The organism is Streptomyces dangxiongensis (genome assembly GCF_003675325.1).
GTDB classification, from domain to species: Bacteria; Actinomycetota; Actinomycetes; order Streptomycetales; family Streptomycetaceae; genus Streptomyces; species Streptomyces dangxiongensis.
In genome coordinates this window covers 1,865,403-1,882,155 of record NZ_CP033073.1, presented here as the reverse complement: position 1 = coordinate 1,882,155, position 16,753 = coordinate 1,865,403, and the positions used below count along the sequence as shown (strand labels likewise).

Annotated in this window: 14 protein-coding genes; 12 read left to right on the top strand and 2 right to left on the bottom strand. The window is 72.7% G+C overall.

Annotated features, from left to right (window positions below; all coding sequences use genetic code 11):
* Window positions 1–225 precede the first annotated feature (225 nt).
* The 4 genes from D9753_RS08300 (at window position 226) to D9753_RS08285 (ending at window position 3,501) form a co-directional block, all read left to right on the top strand.
* A complete protein-coding gene (locus tag D9753_RS08300; protein ID WP_121786419.1) occupies window positions 226–1,422 on the top strand; it encodes an AAA family ATPase in 1,197 nt (398 codons plus the stop codon).
* Complete coding sequence (locus D9753_RS08295) at window positions 1,419–1,772, top strand: nucleotide pyrophosphohydrolase (protein WP_121786418.1); 354 nt, start codon at window positions 1,419–1,421, stop codon at window positions 1,770–1,772. The genes D9753_RS08300 and D9753_RS08295 overlap by 4 nt, the downstream gene beginning before the upstream one ends.
* A gap of 169 nt (window positions 1,773–1,941) precedes the next feature.
* The gene (locus tag D9753_RS08290; protein ID WP_205614374.1) at window positions 1,942–2,436 is read left to right on the top strand and encodes a DUF6099 family protein; all 495 of its coding nucleotides are present in this window, start codon (window positions 1,942–1,944) and stop codon (window positions 2,434–2,436) included.
* A 141-nt stretch (window positions 2,437–2,577) separates the two neighbouring features.
* Entirely contained in the window at window positions 2,578–3,501 is a 924-nt protein-coding gene (locus D9753_RS08285) for an LLM class F420-dependent oxidoreductase (protein ID WP_121786417.1), read from the top strand.
* Between the two features lie 80 nt (window positions 3,502–3,581).
* On the opposite strand, the gene D9753_RS08280 is transcribed toward D9753_RS08285, so the two are convergent.
* Window positions 3,582–4,538: a D-alanyl-D-alanine carboxypeptidase family protein gene (locus tag D9753_RS08280; protein WP_121786416.1), complete on the bottom strand. Its 957-nt coding sequence runs from the start codon at window positions 4,536–4,538 to the stop codon at window positions 3,582–3,584.
* 233 nt (window positions 4,539–4,771) lie between these two features.
* Between D9753_RS08280 and D9753_RS08275 the strand changes: the two genes are divergently transcribed.
* From D9753_RS08275 to D9753_RS08245, 7 genes are all read left to right on the top strand, one after another.
* The gene (locus D9753_RS08275) at window positions 4,772–6,253 is read left to right on the top strand and encodes a 3' terminal RNA ribose 2'-O-methyltransferase Hen1 (RefSeq protein ID WP_121786415.1); all 1,482 of its coding nucleotides are present in this window, start codon (window positions 4,772–4,774) and stop codon (window positions 6,251–6,253) included.
* Window positions 6,250–8,793, top strand: a complete 2,544-nt coding sequence (locus D9753_RS08270; protein ID WP_121786414.1) for a polynucleotide kinase-phosphatase — start codon at window positions 6,250–6,252, stop codon at window positions 8,791–8,793. Before D9753_RS08275 ends, D9753_RS08270 begins: the two co-directional genes overlap by 4 nt.
* A 192-nt stretch (window positions 8,794–8,985) precedes the next feature.
* Complete coding sequence (locus tag D9753_RS08265; RefSeq protein ID WP_121786413.1) at window positions 8,986–10,833, top strand: RiPP maturation radical SAM C-methyltransferase; 1,848 nt, start codon at window positions 8,986–8,988, stop codon at window positions 10,831–10,833.
* The gene (locus D9753_RS08260; RefSeq protein WP_121786412.1) at window positions 10,830–11,369 is read left to right on the top strand and encodes a DUF5825 family protein; all 540 of its coding nucleotides are present in this window, start codon (window positions 10,830–10,832) and stop codon (window positions 11,367–11,369) included. Before D9753_RS08265 ends, D9753_RS08260 begins: the two co-directional genes overlap by 4 nt.
* Before the next feature lie 100 nt (window positions 11,370–11,469).
* Window positions 11,470–12,693: an arginine deiminase gene (locus D9753_RS08255; RefSeq protein WP_121786411.1), complete on the top strand. Its 1,224-nt coding sequence runs from the start codon at window positions 11,470–11,472 to the stop codon at window positions 12,691–12,693.
* 62 nt (window positions 12,694–12,755) lie between these two features.
* The gene (gene argF / locus D9753_RS08250) at window positions 12,756–13,763 is read left to right on the top strand and encodes an ornithine carbamoyltransferase (RefSeq protein WP_121786410.1); all 1,008 of its coding nucleotides are present in this window, start codon (window positions 12,756–12,758) and stop codon (window positions 13,761–13,763) included.
* A gap of 100 nt (window positions 13,764–13,863) precedes the next feature.
* Window positions 13,864–15,312, top strand: coding sequence for an amino acid permease (locus D9753_RS08245; RefSeq protein ID WP_121786409.1), 1,449 nt, complete (start codon window positions 13,864–13,866; stop codon window positions 15,310–15,312).
* Here the strand turns inward: D9753_RS08245 and D9753_RS08240 are convergent.
* Window positions 15,272–15,709, bottom strand: a complete 438-nt coding sequence (locus D9753_RS08240; RefSeq protein WP_121786408.1) for an ATP-binding protein — start codon at window positions 15,707–15,709, stop codon at window positions 15,272–15,274. The two genes, D9753_RS08245 and D9753_RS08240, sit on opposite strands and share 41 nt — an antisense overlap.
* A 209-nt stretch (window positions 15,710–15,918) precedes the next feature.
* Between D9753_RS08240 and D9753_RS08235 the strand changes: the two genes are divergently transcribed.
* On the top strand, window positions 15,919–16,746 hold the full coding sequence (locus D9753_RS08235) for an enoyl-CoA hydratase family protein (protein ID WP_121786407.1): 828 nt from the start codon (window positions 15,919–15,921) through the stop codon (window positions 16,744–16,746).
* The last annotated feature ends 7 nt before the right edge of the window (window positions 16,747–16,753 follow it).

The following is a 16,753-nucleotide window of genomic DNA, read 5'->3' as shown; positions in this document are numbered from 1 at the left end:
CAGGCTCCGGGCCGCCGGAACTCCGGCCGTGAGTCGGGGTGCCACCTACGGGTTCCGGGCCGCCGTGGCCCCCGCCGGGAGCCGGACGTCGTCGGTATCCGGGCGGGGTCGCGGCTCGGCCCTGCCCGTCCGACGGGGGTCGTCGGGGCCGGGTGGTCGCTCGTTCGTGGGAACGGGGTGGTGGTGAAACGATTCTCCGGTGAGGCGGAGCCCTACGGTCCGCATATGGCCGTGCCTTCCGTGTCCGCTGACCCCCTGGCGGTCGCCGCGCCCGCCGGCACCGCTCCCGCGCGGTCCCGCCCGCCCCTCGACATCCGCGCCCGGATCACCGAGTTGCGGCTGTCGGCCTTCGCCGGACACCGCGGGGCCGCGTACCCACTGGGTCCGGTCACCCTGTTCGCGGGGCCCAGCGGGGCCGGCAAGACGACCGCGCTGGCCGCCTACGAGGCCCTCGCGCGGCTCGGCGGCGGCGCCCCGCTCGCCGAGGCGTTCCCGGACCCCGCAGATCGGGTACCGGAACGGGCGCGTCCCGACGCCGGGGGACGGCGGGGCTTCCGGATCGGGTGCACGGCCGACGGCGCGCAGGGCCCGGTCCGGCTGGACATCGCCGTACAGGCCGAACCCGAGCTGCGGATCGTGGGGGAGCGGCTGACCGCGCGCGGGGTCGTCCTGCTGGAGACCGCCCTGCGCGACCCGGGCCGCCGGACCGTCCAGGCCGCCTGGCACACCGCGGGCTCCGCCGCCGTGACCCGCGCCCCGCTCCCCGACGACCGCCTCGGCACCGCCCTGCTGCCGCTGCGCGTGGCCGGCAAGACCGACGGCCAGCGCCATGTGCTGGCCGCCGCCGAGCAGATGGTCGTCGCGCTGCGCTCCGTCTTCCCCTGCGACCCCCGCCCCGCGTCCATGCGCGCCCCCGTCCCCCTGGGCTCGGGCCGGCTGCTGCCCGGCTGCGGCAACCTCGCCGACGTGCTGTGGCGCACGCGCGCGGAGTGCGGCCGCCGGCACGCCCAGTTGGTCGAGGCGCTGCACGCGGGCTGTGCCGGACCGGTGACCGACCTGCTCGCCGAGCCGCTGCCGGACGGCACGGTCCGGGCGGTGCTCGACCGCGGCGACGGCTTGCGCACCGGACTCGCCCGGCTCGGTGACGGTGAACTGCGGTACCTCGCGCTGACGCTGGTGCTGCTGACCGGGCCGGGCGTCCTGGAGGTGGACGCCCCGGGGGAGGTGCCCGACGCCCTGCGTACCCTCACGGTGCTGGCCGACGGCTTCGACCGCGGTCTGGACCCGGCGCAGCGCAGGGAACTGCTGGGGCTGGCCGGGCGGATGGGCGGGCGCGGGCACATCCGCTGCGTGGCCGCGGTGAGCGACGCCTCGTGGGCCGCGGGAACCCCGGACGTCACGGTGGTACACATGAACCCGTGACAGAACATCCTGACCTCGCCGGACTCCAGCGCAGGCTGGCCGAGTTCGCCGCCGTGCGGAACTGGCAGCCCTTCCACACCCCCAAGAACCTCGTCGCCGCCCTCTCGGTCGAGGCCTCCGAACTGGTCGAGATCTTCCAGTGGCTGACCCCGGAGGAGTCCGCCGGGGTGATGGCCGACCCGGACACCGCGCACCGGGTCACCGACGAGGTCGCCGACGTGCTGGCGTATCTGCTGCAACTGTGCGAGGTCCTCCGCATCGACCCACTGGCCGCTCTGGCCGCGAAGATCGACCGGAACGAACACCGCTTCCCGGTCCCGGGACCGGAGGACCAACAATCGGATTCCTGAATTCCGTTATTACTCTCCGAAGTAAAAACGCCCGTCGAATCCGAATTGTTGTCCACAATTTCCGTCTTCCTCTAGCTTTTCGATCCGGATCCCCTCACGCTGGGTAGTGGATAACAGAGAGTTCCAGCATGAGGTGCGGCAACGCACGGAGGACGGACGGGGGCACCGGATGGACGCGGTACGGCTCATCCTCACGAGCAGGCGTGCGCTGGCGGCCGGCGCCGACGCGGCGGAGATGATGGCGGAGGTCTGGCAGGCGCAGGCCCTGGCGCAGGCGATCGGCAGCCGCCTCGCGGTCTCCGGCCCGCCGGAGCTGCGCGGCGAGGCGCTGGGGCTGACGGAGCTGGCGGGCCGGGGCTGCGGAGTCCTGGACCCGCCCGAACTCGACCCCGGCGACCTGCGCGCCGCCCAGCTCACCGAGCTGGACGACGCCCGCGAGACCCTGCTGTGCCTCGGCGGCCTGCTCGGCGAGGTCGGCATAGCCCTGGTCGGCATGGCCAGCGCCGCGGCCGACGAGACGACGTACTGGCAGTGCATGGAGGCCATCGACGCGGCCGACGAGTCCCGCGACCGCGTCCGGGAGATGCTGCGCAAACTGGCCGCCCGGGAAGAGGTGTTACGGGAGAGCGGCAACGAGAGCAGCAGTCCCTCCGGCGCTCTGTGACGACGCGCGGGATGCACGGGACGCGCGGGACGCGCGGGACGAACTCGCGGCGGGTCCGGGCGGAGGTTCACCCGACCGGGGCCGGCCCTGCCGGGTGGTACCGGCGCGGCCGGGGCGGTCCGCGGCGTGCAGGATAGGTGTATGGACCTTCGAATCTTCACCGAACCCCAGCAGGGCGCCACCTACGACACCCTGCTCACCGTGGCCAGGGCCACCGAGGACCTCGGCTTCGACGCCTTCTTCCGCTCCGACCACTACCTCCGCATGGGCAGCGTGCACGGCCTGCCCGGTCCCACGGATGCCTGGATCACGCTGGCCGGGCTGGCCCGTGAGACCAAGCGCATCCGCCTGGGCACCCTGATGACGGCCGGCACCTTCCGGTTGCCCGGCGTGCTCGCCATCCAGGTCGCCCAGGTCGACCAGATGTCCGGCGGCCGGGTCGAACTGGGCCTGGGAGCGGGCTGGTTCGAGGAGGAGCACAAGGCGTACGGCATCCCGTTCCCGAAGGAGAAGTTCGCCCGGCTGGAGGAGCAACTGGCGATCGTCACCGGGCTGTGGGCGACCGAGGCCGGCAAGACCTTCGACTTCCACGGCACGTACTACGACCTCACCGACTCGCCCGCGCTGCCCAAGCCCGCCCAGCGGAAGGTGCCGGTGCTCATCGGCGGCCACGGCGCGACCCGTACGCCCCGGCTCGCCGCCCGGTACGCCGACGAGTTCAACATCCCGTTCGCCTCGCTCGAGGACAGCGAGCGGCAGTTCGGCCGGGTGCGGGCCGCCGCGGTGGAGGCCGGCCGCGACGCGGACGACCTGACGTACTCCAACGCGCTCGTGGTCTGCGTCGGCAGGGACGACCGGGAGGTGGCCCGACGGGCCGCAGTCATCGGCCGCGAGGTGGACGAGCTGAAGGCCAACGGCCTGGCCGGCTCCCCGGCCGAGGTCGTCGACAAGATCGGCCGGTACGCGGCGATCGGCTCGCGGCGGATCTACCTCCAGGTGCTGGACCTCGACGACCTGGACCACCTGGAGCTGATCTCCTCCCAGGTCCAGTCGCGGCTGTCGTAGCCGCCCCGGCGGGCCGGGCCCCCGGGTGCGGATCCGGGCCCGGGGATGCCGGGGGGATCGGGTGAGCCCCCCGGCCCTGCTCAGCCGCGCTGGGCGAAGCCGTAGTCCAGGATCTTCGTCGCGTCCTTGACCCGCTGGTCCACCGAGGTGTCCGCGAGCACGGTGCCCACCACGGTCCTTGACCCGCGGGTCGCGGCGAACACCAGGCAGAACTTCGCCTCCGGTCCCGAGCCGGTCTTCACGCCGATCGCGCCCCGGTAGGAGCCGAGCAGCGTGTTGGTGTTCTTCCACGCGTTCATCGCGTGCGTCCCGCCGCCGGGCCGGTAGGACTTCATGTCGCCGTAGACCTTCCGGCCGACGACCGCTTTGAACGTCTTGTTCTTGAGCGCGGTCCCGGCCAGCTTGGCCAGATCACGCGGCGAGGCGTGGTTCTTGCCGTCGGACACCCCGTCGAAGGAATCGAAGTGGGTGTTGGCCAGGCCGAGTTCGCGGGCCTTGGCGTTCATCTTGCCGATGAACGACTTGGTGCGCTGGGCCGTCGTCGTGCCCGACCCGTACGTGTCGGCGAGCGCGTACGCCGCGTCGCAGCCCGAGGGCAGCAGCAGCCCGTACAGCAGGTCGCGCACCTTCATCGAGTCGCCGAGGATCAGGTTCGCGCTGGAGTAGCGCTGGGTGTGCGTGACCGGGTCGATGACGTAGTCCGTGTACTCCTTCCTGATCCTCACCTTGCGGTCGAGGTCAACGTTCCGCTGGGACAGCACCACGAGCGCCGTCATGATCTTCGTGGTGGAGCCGGTCCGGAGCTGTCCGTTCGGCGCCTTGCCGAAGAGCTGCTTGCCGGTGGCCGCGTCCATCGCGTACGCGCCCTGGGCCTGCACCTGCGGCGCCGCCGCGGCGGCGGGCACCACCCTCGCGGCGGGCGTCGGCGTGAGCGCGCGAGCCGGAGCGGTCGCGAGGACCCCCGCACCCAGGACGGCGCCGGCCGCCACGACGGCGGCGGCTCTCCCGCGTACCCGGACTCCCTGGCCGATGGTCATGGTTCCCCCTTCTGTCACTGGTCAGTTGACGAGCACTCACTTCACCAGGTCCGGGTGCCGGGGGCCATAACGGAGATCACACGGCACGGCAGGGCGCCTTCGCGGGCGGCGGTGAGACCGGCGACGACAGCGCCCCACCGCAGGTCCAGGCGGCCGGTCCCGGCGCCACGGCCGACCACCGGGATGCGGAAAACCTCTGGTCACAGGGGCCGGGGACCGGGAGACTCGGCACCATGCTCGTGACGATCTCCACCACCGGTGCGCCCGGCAGCCCGGCCACCGACCTGGGGTACCTGCTGCACAAGCACCCCGACAAGGCGCAGGCGTTCTCCACCTCGTACGGCACGGCGCACGTGTTCTACCCCGAGGCGGACGCCGAGCGCTGCACGGCCGCGCTCCTGCTGGAGATCGACACCGTCGCGCTGGTCAGGCGAGGGAAGGGCAAGGGCCGCGGCGGCGCACCCGACGCGGCCCTCGCCCAGTACGTCAACGACCGTCCCTACGCGGCCTCCTCGCTGCTCGCGGTCGCGTTGAGCAACGTGTTCTCCAGCGCCCTGCGCGGGGTGTGCGCCGCCCGTCCGGAGCGGGCGACCACGCCGCTGCCGCTGCGCGTCGGGATACCGGCCCTCCCGGCCCGCGGCGGCGCCGGCCTGGTACGACGCCTCTTCGAGCCCCTCGGCTGGAGCGTGACCGCCGACCCCGTGCCCCTCGACACCACGTTCCCGGAGTGGGGCGACTCGCGGTACGTCCGCCTCGTCCTGGAGTCGCGGACACTGACCCTCGCCGAGGCGCTGCGCCACCTGTACGTCCTGCTGCCGGTCCTCGACGACGCCAAGCACTACTGGGTCTCCGCCGACGAGGTGGACAAGCTGCTGCGGGCCGGCGAGGGCTGGCTGGCCGGGCACCCGGAGCAGGAGCTGATCACCAGCCGCTATCTCTCCCGCCGCTGGTCGCTGACCCGGCAGGCGCGGGAGCGGCTGGAGCTGGTGCGCCTGGCCGAGGCCGACGACAGCGAGGTCGAGGACATCGACAACGCGGTCGCGCAGGACACCGGCGCGGAGGCCGAGGAGAAACCGGCCCCGCTCGCCGTCCGGCGCCGGGAGGCGATCCTCGCCGCCCTGCGCGAACGGGGCGCCGCCCGCGTGCTGGACCTCGGCTGCGGGCAGGGTCAGTTGGTGCAGGAGCTGCTGAAGGACGCGCGGTTCACCGAGGTGGTCGGCGTCGACGTGTCCGTGCGGGCCCTGAGCATCGCCGCCCGCCGGCTCGGGCTCGACCGCATGGGGGAGCGGCAGGCGTCCCGTGTCAGGCTCGTCCAGGGCTCGCTGGCCTACACCGACAACCGGTTGAAGGGGTACGACGCCGCCGTGCTCAGCGAGGTGATCGAGCATCTCGACCTGCCCCGGCTGCCCGCCCTGGAGTACGCCGTGTTCGGGCACGCGCGCCCCGGCACGGTCGTCGTCACCACCCCGAACGTCGAGTACAACGTGCGCTGGGAGACCCTGCCCGCCGGACGCGTCCGGCACGGCGACCACCGTTTCGAGTGGACCCGCGAGGAGTTCCGTGCCTGGGCGGAAGCCGTGGCCGGACGGCACGGCTACGACGTCGCGTTCACCCCCGTCGGGCCGGGCGACCCCGCGGTCGGACCGCCCACCCAGATGGCCGTGTTCACCCGCACGACCGCCACGGACGAGAAGAAGGAGGCGAAGGCCGCATGACCGGGACCCGCACGGGACGGGTGCTGCCCGTCACCGACCTCTCCCTGGTCGTCCTCGTCGGCGCCTCGGGATCGGGCAAGTCGACCTTCGCCCGCCGGCACTTCAAGCCGACCGAGGTGCTCTCCTCCGACTTCTGCCGCGGCCTGGTCTGCGACGACGAGAACGACCAGAGCGCCTCCGGGGACGCCTTCGACCTCCTGCACTACATCGCCGGCAAGCGGCTGGCCGCCGGCCGTCGCACCGTCGTGGACGCCACCAGCGTGCAGCAGGACAGCCGGCGACAGTTGATCGAACTGGCGAAGAAGCACGACGTGCTGCCCATCGCCATCGTGCTGGACATGCCGGAAGAGGTGTGTGCCGAGCGCAACGCCGCCCGCACGGACCGCGCCGACATGCCCCGCCGGGTCATCCAGCGCCACATCCGCGAACTGCGCCGCTCCCTGCGCCACCTGGAGCGCGAGGGCTTCCGCAAGGTGCACGTGCTGCGCGGCGTGGAGGAGGCCGAGAACGCCACCGTCGTCACCGAGAAGCGCTTCAACGACCTGACCCATCTCACCGGCCCCTTCGACATCATCGGCGACGTCCACGGCTGCTCGGCCGAACTGGAGTCGCTCCTCGCCGAGCTGGGGTACGCCGACGGCGTGCACCCCGAGGGCCGTACCGCCGTCTTCGTCGGTGACCTGGTCGACCGCGGCCCCGACACCCCCGGGGTGCTGCGCCGGGTGATGGGCATGGTGAAGTCGGGTGACGCGCTGTGCGTGCCGGGCAACCACGAGAACAAGTACGGCCGTCACCTCAAGGGCCGCACGGTCCGGCACACCCACGGGCTCGCCGAGACCGTCGCGCAGATGGCGGGGGAGAGCGAGGAGTTCCGGGCCGAGGTCCGCCGGTTCCTGGACGGGCTGGTCAGCCACTACGTCCTGGACGGCGGCCGGCTGGTGGTCTGCCACGCCGGTCTGCCGGAGAAGTACCACGGCCGCACCTCGGGCCGGGTCCGCTCGCACGCCCTGTACGGCGACACCACGGGGGAGACCGACGAGTTCGGACTGCCGGTGCGCTATCCGTGGGCGGAGGACTACCGGGGCCGGGCGGCGGTGGTCTACGGGCACACTCCCGTCCCGGAGGCCACCTGGCTCAACAACACCATCTGCCTGGACACCGGCGCCGTCTTCGGCGGCAAGCTGACCGCGCTGCGCTGGCCGGAACGCGAGCTGGTCGACGTACCGGCGCAGCGGGGCTGGTACGAGCCGGCGAAGCCGCTGCGCTCCGAGGCGCCCGGCGGGCACGACGGCCGGCCGCTGGACCTGGCGGACGTGCACGGCCGCCGGGCCGTGCAGACCCGGCACGCCGGCAGGGTGGCGGTGCGCGAGGAGAACGCGGCGGCGGCCCTGGAGGTCATGAGCCGCTTCGCGGTCGACCCGCGCCTGCTGCCCTACCTGCCGCCGACCATGGCGCCGACGGCCACCTCGGCGGTGGACGGCTACCTGGAGCACCCCGAGGAGGCGTTCGCGCAGTACGCGCGGGACGGGGTCGCGCGGTTGGTGTGCGAGGAGAAGCACATGGGCTCGCGGGCCGTGGCCCTGGTGTGCCGGGACGCGGACGTCGCCCGCACCCGCTTCGGAGTCGCGGGAGGCCCGACGGGCGCGCTGTACACCCGTACCGGGCGGCCGTTCTTCGACGACGGCCAGACGACGGAGGAGATCCTCGGCCGGCTGCGCTCGGCGGTCACGGACGCCGGGCTGTGGGACGAACTCGCCACGGACTGGCTGCTGGTGGACGCCGAACTCATGCCCTGGTCGCTGAAGGCCGCCGGGCTGCTGCGCAGCCAGTACGCGGCGGTGGGCGCGGCCTCCGGCGCGGTGTTCCCGGACGCGCTCGCCGCCCTGGAGGCGGCAGCCGCCCGCGGCGCCGACGTCGGCGGCCTGCTGGCCCGGCAGCGGGAACGGGCCGGTGACGCCGCCGCGTTCACCGCCGCCTACCGCCGCTACTGCTGGACCACCGAGGGCCTGGAAGGGGTCCGGCTGGCCCCCTTCCAGATCCTGGCCGCCCAGGGCCGCAGCCTCGCCGCGCTGCCGCACGACGGACAACTGGCCCTGATCGACCGGATGGTGGAGCACGACGGCAGCGGACTGCTCGGGACCACCCGGCGGCTGTACGTCGACACCGGTGACCCGGAGTCGGTCCGCGCGGGCGTCGACTGGTGGCTGGAGATGACCGGCCGGGGCGGCGAGGGCATGGTCGTCAAACCGGTCGGCGCGCTGGTCCGGGGCGGGGACGGACGGCTGGTGCAGCCCGGCCTGAAGGTCCGGGGCAGGGAGTACCTGCGGATCATCTACGGTCCCGAGTACACCCGGCCGGACAATCTCGCCCGGCTGCGGCGGCGGTTCCTGACCCACAAGCGGTCCCTGGCCCTGCGCGAGTACGCGCTCGGCCTGGAGGCCCTGGACCGGCTCGCGGAAGGGGAGCCGCTGTGGCGGGTGCACGAGGCGGTGTTCGGGGTGCTGGCGCTGGAGTCGGAGCCGGTGGACCCGCGCCTGTAGGCGGGCCGGCCCGGAGCGCCCTTGTGCCGCACACACACCTGTCCATATGGTGGACAGCCATGCGTCGCGGGGGCGTTGGCGCGTCGTGAGGGGAGTGGTGGGCGTGGAGATCAAGAAGGTGGTGGTCCGCGAGGACCCGAGGAGCACCACGCGCCGGCCGGCGATCCTGGAGAAGCGGCCGACCCGCTGAGCATGCGCGTCCACCTGGTCACCATGCCGTGGCATCCACTCGACCTGCCCTCGCTGCAACTGGGCCTTCTCAACCGGATCGTGCGCCAGGCGCGTCCCGGCGACGAGGTGACCGAGTTCCACGGCTCGCTGCGCTGGGCGGAGTTCCTGCTGGAGCGGACCGGCGGCCGGCTGCTGCCGGGCGACTGTGTGGAGGTCGGCAGCGACGGGATCTTCCACGGCCTCGGCGACTGGGTCTTCTCCGGAGTCCTCCACGACGACCCCGGCTGGGGCCTGGCCCGGCTGCGGGACTACGCGGCCGGCCGGGACGTCCGCATCGACACGGCCGTCGCCATGCGCCCCCACGCCGCCCCCTTCGTCGATGCCTGCGCCACCGAGGTGCTGGCGGCCGAGCCGGACGTGGTCGGGTTCACCAGCACGTTCATGCAGAACGTGCCCTCCCTGGCACTGGCCCGCGAACTCAAGCGCCGAAGACCGCAGTTGGCGGTCGTCCTCGGCGGCAGCAACTGCGACGGGCCCATGGGCCACGCCCTGCACCGCAACCACCGCTTCGTCGACCACGTGGTCCGCGGCGAGGCCGAGTACGCCTTACCGGCCCTCTTACGGCACCTGGCCGAGGGCACCGCCCCGGCCGACGTGCCCGGCCTGTGCTGGTGGGACGGCACCACGGCGCGGGCCAACCCCGAGACCCGGCGGACCGTGGCCCCCGCCGACATCCCCTCGCCGGACTACGACCAGTGGCAGGCCGCGCTGGACGCCTCCCCGGTCCGGGAGCACGTCCACCCCAAGCTGGTCGTGGAGGGCGCCCGGGGCTGCTGGTGGGGCGAGAGGCACCACTGCACCTTCTGCGGGCTGAACGGCACCGCCATGGAGTTCCGGGCCAAGCCGGGGGAGCGGCTGTGGGCCGAGATCGACCGGCTGGTGCGCCGCCACCGCCTTCTCGACGTGGTCACCGTCGACAACATCATCGACATGGCCTATTTCCGCGACTTCCTGCCCCGCGTCGCCGGCAGCGGCTGGGACCTGCGGCTGCATTACGAGGTCAAGTCCAACCTCACCCCCGACCAGCTACGGCTCCTCGCCGCGTCCGGCACGGTGCACATCCAGCCCGGCATCGAGAGCCTCGGCAGCCGCGTGCTGGACCTCATGGACAAGGGCGTCACCGGCGCCCGTAACGTCCGCACCCTGCGCGAGTGCGAGAACCACGCGCTGACCTGCTCCTGGAACCTGCTGTACGGCTTCCCCGGCGAGAGCGCCGACGACTACACGCCCGTCATCGACCAGCTCCCGGCCCTGGTCCACCTCCAGCCGCCCAGCGGCGCCCACCGCATCCAACTGGAGCGGTTCAGCCCCCACTTCACCGATCCGCGACTCGGTTTCGGCAAGCGCCGCCCGGCCGAGATGTACCAGCACGTCTTCGACCTGCCCGAGGAGGAACTCGCCGACCTGGTCTACCTCTTCGACGCCGATGACGCGGGCATCACCGGCCCGGCCGAACGGCGGTTGCGGGCGGCCGTGGCCGCCTGGCGGGCCGGGCACGCCCACTCCCGGCTGCTGTTCGAGGAGGACGGTCCTGACCTGCTGGTGCACGACCGACGGCACGGCCGGCCGCCCGCCGGCCACCGCTTCACGGGCTGGCGAGCCGCGGCCCTGCGCCGCCTGGAGGACGGCCGGACCGTTCCCGCGCTGCACCGGCTGCTGGCCGCCGACGGCCACGAGGTGCCGTCCGGCGCGCTGGCGGACTGGGTCGACGAGGTCCTGCGGCTCGGCCTGCTGTTCCGGGACGGCGCCACCTACGTGGCCCTGCCGACCTGGGGCGAACCGGTACGGCTGCCCGAGGGGGCCGGATGAGCGGGCTGCCCGGCACCGTGCCGCACCGGCTCACCGGGCGCCGGGTGGAGACGGCCGGGCCCCTGGACCTGAGCGGGAGCGGGCGCGGGACGGCGGAGGCTGTGCGGTTCCTGCGCGAGTGCCAGAGCCTCGGCCTGCGCGTGGACTGGCGGGCGACGGGCACCCCGGCGTACGACCCCGCCCTCCTGTACCACCTCCCACCACCCACCTCGCCCCCCGCGCCCGCGGGCGGGCCGGCGGACTGGCGGCCGGCCTACGGTCACGGCGTCCTCTACCACCGGCGCGGCCCGGACTTCGTCACCGTCCTGGACCGCCGGGAGCGGGGCACGGCCGTGCGGCTCACCCTGGACCACCCCGCTCTCGTCGCCACGTTCCTCCGCCTCCTGGAGCCGACGCCCGTCGACGCCCTGGACGCCGCCGGACACGAGGCGCTCGGCCCCCTCGTCACCGAACGGCTGGTGCTGTCCGCCGGCGGGTGGGCGGTGAGCCTGCCGCCGCGGATCGGGCGGTGGCCGGTTCCGTGCACCGCGATCTGATTCCGCCCCGGGACCCCTCCTGACCGGTGTGACGAAGAAGGGGGAAGCGGATCCGGCCGGGCAGGGGGTGAACCCCGGCCTCGGTGGTCAGGATGGATGCATGGGATTCCACGTCGACTCCGAGGCCGGGCGGCTGCGCCGCGTCATCCTGCACCGGCCGGATCTTGAGCTCAAGAGGCTCACCCCCAGCAACAAGGACGCCCTGCTCTTCGACGACGTGCTCTGGGTGCGCCGGGCGCGCGCCGAGCACGACGGGTTCGCGGACGTCCTGCGCGACCGCGGGGTCGAGGTCCACCTCTTCGGGGACCTGCTCGCCGAGACCCTGGCGCTCCCCGAGGCCCGCGCGCTCGTCCTGGACCGCGTCTTCGACGAGAAGGAGTACGGCCCGCTCGCCACCGACCACCTGCGGGCCGCCTTCGACGGGATGGCCCCGCCCGAGCTGGCCGAGGCGCTGGTCGGCGGCATGACCAAGCGGGAGTTCCTGGACGCGCACGCGGAACCGACCTCGGTCCGCTTCCACGTCATGGATCTGGACGACTTCCTGCTGCCCCCGCTGCCGAACCACCTGTTCACCCGCGACACCTCCGCGTGGATCTACGACGGCGTCTCCATCAACGCCATGCGCCGGCCCGCCCGGCAGCGCGAGACCGTGCACTTCGAGGCGATCTACCGGCACCATCCGCTGTTCCACGGCGAAACGTTTCACGTCTGGTCCCGGGGACAGGCCGACTACCCCTCCACCATCGAGGGCGGCGACGTCCTGGTGCTCGGCGGCGGCGTCGTCCTGATCGGCATGAGCGAGCGCACCACCCCGCAGGCCGTCGAGATGCTCGCGCACAAGCTGTTCGCGGCCGGCTCGGCGCGCACGATCGTCGCCCTCGACCTGCCCAAGCGGCGTGCCTTCATGCACCTCGACACGGTGATGACCATGGTCGACGGCGACATCTTCACCCAGTACGCCGGCCTCGGCATGCTCCGCTCGTACACCATCGAACCGGGCGTCGGCGAACGGGAGCTGAAGGTCACCGACCATCCCCCGGAGCACATGCACCGCGCGATCGCCGCCGCGCTCGGCCTCGGCGAGATCCGGGTGCTGACCGCCACCCAGGACGTGCACGCCGCCGAACGCGAGCAGTGGGACGACGGCTGCAACGTCCTCGCCGTGGAACCCGGTGTCGTGGTCGCCTACGAGCGGAACGTGACCACCAACACCCATCTGCGCAAGTGCGGCATCGAGGTGATCGAGATCCCGGGCAGCGAGCTGGGACGGGGCCGGGGCGGCCCGCGGTGCATGAGCTGTCCCGTGGAGCGAGACGCCGTATAGAAATGTGGAGGATCGTATAGACTTTCAGGGTCATCCGTAGTCGTACGTCTGGAGCGCCCCCCATGGCGACAGTGCCGACGGCCCTCGCCGGCCGCCACTTCCTCAAGGAGCTGGACTTCACCGAGGAGGAGTTCCGCGGCCTGGTCGAGCTGGCCGCCGAGCTGAAGGCCGCCAAGAGGGCCGGGACCGAGACCCAGCACCTGCGGGGCAGGAACATCGCGCTGATCTTCGAGAAGACCTCGACGCGCACCCGCTGCGCGTTCGAGGTCGCCGCCGCCGACCAGGGCGCCCACACCACCTGCCTCGAACCCTCCGGCTCGCAGATCGGGCACAAGGAGTCGGTGCGGGACACCGCCCGGGTCCTCGGCCGGATGTACGACGGGATCGACTACCGCGGCGACAGCCAGGCCAAGGTCGAGGAGCTGGCCGCGCACGCCGGCGTGCCCGTCTACAACGGTCTCACCGACGACTGGCACCCCACCCAGATGCTCGCCGACGTGCTCACCATGACCGAGCACAGCGCCAAGCCGCTGCGGAAGATCGCCTTCGCCTACCTCGGCGACGCCCGCTTCAACATGGGCAACTCCTACCTGGTCACCGGTGCCCTGCTCGGCATGGATGTCCGGATCGTCGCCCCGAAGTCCTACTGGCCCGCCCAGGAGATCATCGACCGCGCCCATGACCTGGCCGCGTCCAGCGGTGCCCGCATCACCCTCACCGAGGAGATCGCCGACGGCGTCGCGGGCGCCGACTTCGTCGCCACCGACGTCTGGGTCTCCATGGGGGAGCCCAAGGAGGTGTGGAGCGAGCGGATCACGGCCCTCGCCCCCTACGCCGTCACCATGGACGTCCTGCGCGCCACCGGCAACCCCGACGTCAGGTTCCTGCACTGCCTGCCGGCCTTCCACGACCTCGGCACCGAGGTCGGCCGGGAGATCCACGAAAGACACGGCCTGACCGCCCTGGAGGTGACCGACGAGGTGTTCGAGTCCGCGCACTCGGTCGTCTTCGACGAGGCCGAGAACCGCCTGCACACGATCAAGGCGGTACTGGTAGCCACGCTCGCCTGACCCGTCTTATCCTGACCGGCGGCCCGGAGCCACCCATTCCGGGGCCGTCGCCGCGCCCGTACGACGGGCGCCCGCACCACCAGAAACGAGCACCACCCGCATGCCCGCTCCCCGCATCAAGTCCCCGCACCTGCTCGTCGCCGAATCCGGCGCCGACCGCGAGGGGCACGGCCTGAAGCGCACCATGGGCCTCTTCCAGCTCATCTGCTTCGGCGTCGGCGCCATCGTCGGCACCGGCATCTTCGTCGGCCTCTCCGACTCCGTCGCCCAGGCCGGCCCCGCCGTCGTCGTCTCCTTCATCCTCGCCGCGCTGACCTGCGTATTCACCGCCTTCTCCTTCGCGGAGCTGGGTGGCGCCATACCGGTCTCCGGCTCCTCGTACTCCTTCGCCTACGCCGACCTCGGCGAGTCCACCGCGTTCCTGGTCGGCTGGTGCCTGCTGCTGGAGTACGGCATCTCCATCTCGGCCGTCGCGGTCGGCTGGAGCCAGTACGTCAACGAACTGCTGCACAGCCTCACCGGCTGGCAGCTCCCGGCGGCCCTGTCGGCGGGGCCGGGCGACGGCGGGGCCGTGAACCTCCCCGCGGTGATCGTCATCGGCATGGCCTCCGTGCTGCTCGTGCGCGGGGTGCGCGAGAGCGCCCGGGCCACCGCCGCCATGGCCGCGGTCAAGCTCGCCATCCTGCTGGCCTTCTGCGCGATCGGCTACAGCGCCTTCAAGGACGGCAACCTCACCCCGTTCTCCCCGGCGGGTCTCGGCGGCATCGGCGCGGGCACCACCGCCGCGTTCTTCTCCTACATCGGCTTCGACGCGATCACCACCGCCGGCGAGGAGGCGAAGAACCCGCGCCGGGACGTGCCCGTCGCGATCCTCGTCTGCATGGGCCTGGTCACCCTGCTCTACTGCGCCGTCGCGGTCGCCGCGATCGGCGCTGTCGGCGGCGACCAGGTCGCCGGCCGGCCCGCGGCCCTCTCCTACGTCGTCAACGAGGTCACCGGCTCCGCCGTCGGCGGCGGTGTCATCGCCTTCGGCGCGGTCGTCGCCATCGCCTCCGTCGTCCTCGCCGTGATGTACGGCCAGACCCGCATCCTGATGTCGATGTCCCGGGACGGTCTCGTCCCGGCCGTCTTCGAGAAGGTGTCGCCGAGGACGTCCACGCCTGTCGCCGGCACGCTGATCGTCGCCGTCGTCTTCGCGGTCCCGGCGGCCTTCGCCTCCCTCGACGCCGTCATGAACCTGTGCACCATCGGCACGCTCGCCATCATGGCCGTCGTCAACATCTCCGTGATCGCGCTGCGCCGCCGCGAGCCGGGTCTCACCCGCAGCTTCCGCGTGCCGCTCTACCCCGTGGCACCGCTGCTCGGCGTCGGCTTCTGCCTGTACCTGATGTACGAGACCGGCTGGCGGACCTGGATCCAGTTCGCCGTGTTCCTCGCGGCCGGCCTGCTGGTCTACGGCGCCTACGGCCGCCGGCACTCCACGCTGGCCACCGCCGCGCCGGACACGGTCACGCCGGACGCCGCTGAGCGGGAACCACAGGCAGTCTGAACCACACCGCCTTGCCCGACGGGGTGGGGCGGTGCCCGCACGAGGAACTCAGGGCGCGGATCAGCAGCAGTCCGCGCCCGCCCTCCTCCCAGACGTCGGGCTCCTCGATCACCGGCCGGGTCAGATGGCCGGGCGGAGCCGGGTCCGGATCGTGCACCTCGACCTGGCAGCCGGTCGGCGCCAGCTCCACCACCAGCTCTATCGGGCCGCGCCCGGCGGTGTGCTCCACCGCGTTGGCCACCAGTTCGGCCGTGAGCAGCTCCGCCGTGTCGCAGTCGGTGACGTGCTCCACCTCGGCGAGCGCCGTGCGCACCAGGGCGCGGGCCACCGGCACCGCCGCCGTGGTGTGCGGCAGCGCGATGCGCCAGGAGGCCGGTCGGGCGGAGCGTTCGTGCAAGGCGAGTCCGTTCGTGGAGCAGGCTGTCCTGCTTTCGACTGTAGGAAATGGTACGGGCCCGGCCCCGCGGGCCGTCGCCGGGCATCGCCCCGGGGCCCCGGCCGCGACGACACCGGCCTGTCGCGCACCCGTGACGACAGTCACAAACAGGTGATAACTTCGTCAGGAAGAGCAACGTACGGCACCGCCCCCCTAGGAGGCCGCACGTCATGAGTCCCTTCACCGGCTCCGCCGCCCGCACCGCCGACTGGGAACACCTGCGCGTCCGGCTCGACGACGGGGTCGCCACCGTCACCCTCGCCCGGCCCGAGAAGCTCAACGCCCTCACCTTCGGCGGCTACGCCGACCTGCGCGACCTGCTCGCCGAGCTGTCCCGGGAGCGCACGGTGCGCGCCCTCGTCCTGGCCGGCGAGGGACGCGGCTTCTGCTCCGGCGGCGACGTGGACGAGATCATCGGCGCCACACTGTCCCTGGACACGGCCCAGTTGCTCGACTTCAACCGGATGACCGGCCAGGTGGTGCGGGCCATCCGCGAATGCCCGTTCCCTGTGGTCGCGGCGGTCCACGGCGTCGCCGCCGGCGCCGGCGCCGTCCTCGCCCTCGCGGCCGACTTCCGGATCGCGGACCGCTCGGCCCGCTTCGCCTTCCTCTTCACCCGGGTCGGCCTCTCCGGCGGGGACATGGGCGCGGCCTATCTGCTGCCCCGGGTCGTCGGCCTGGGCCACGCCACCCGCCTCCTCATGCTCGGTGACCCGGTACGGGCTCCCGAGGCCGAGCGCATCGGCCTGATCAGCGAACTGACCCAGGAGGGCCGCACGGACGAGGCCGCCCAGGCCCTCGCCCGCCGACTGGCCGACGGCCCGGCCCTGGCACACGCCCAGACGAAGGCCCTGCTGACGGCCGAGCTGGACATGCCGCTGGCCGCGTCGGTGGAACTGGACGCCTCCACCCAGGCCCTCCTCATGAACGGCGCGGACTACGCCGAGTTCCACGCCGCGTTCACGGAGAAGCGCCCGCCGAAGTGGCAGGGGAGGTGAACTTCTG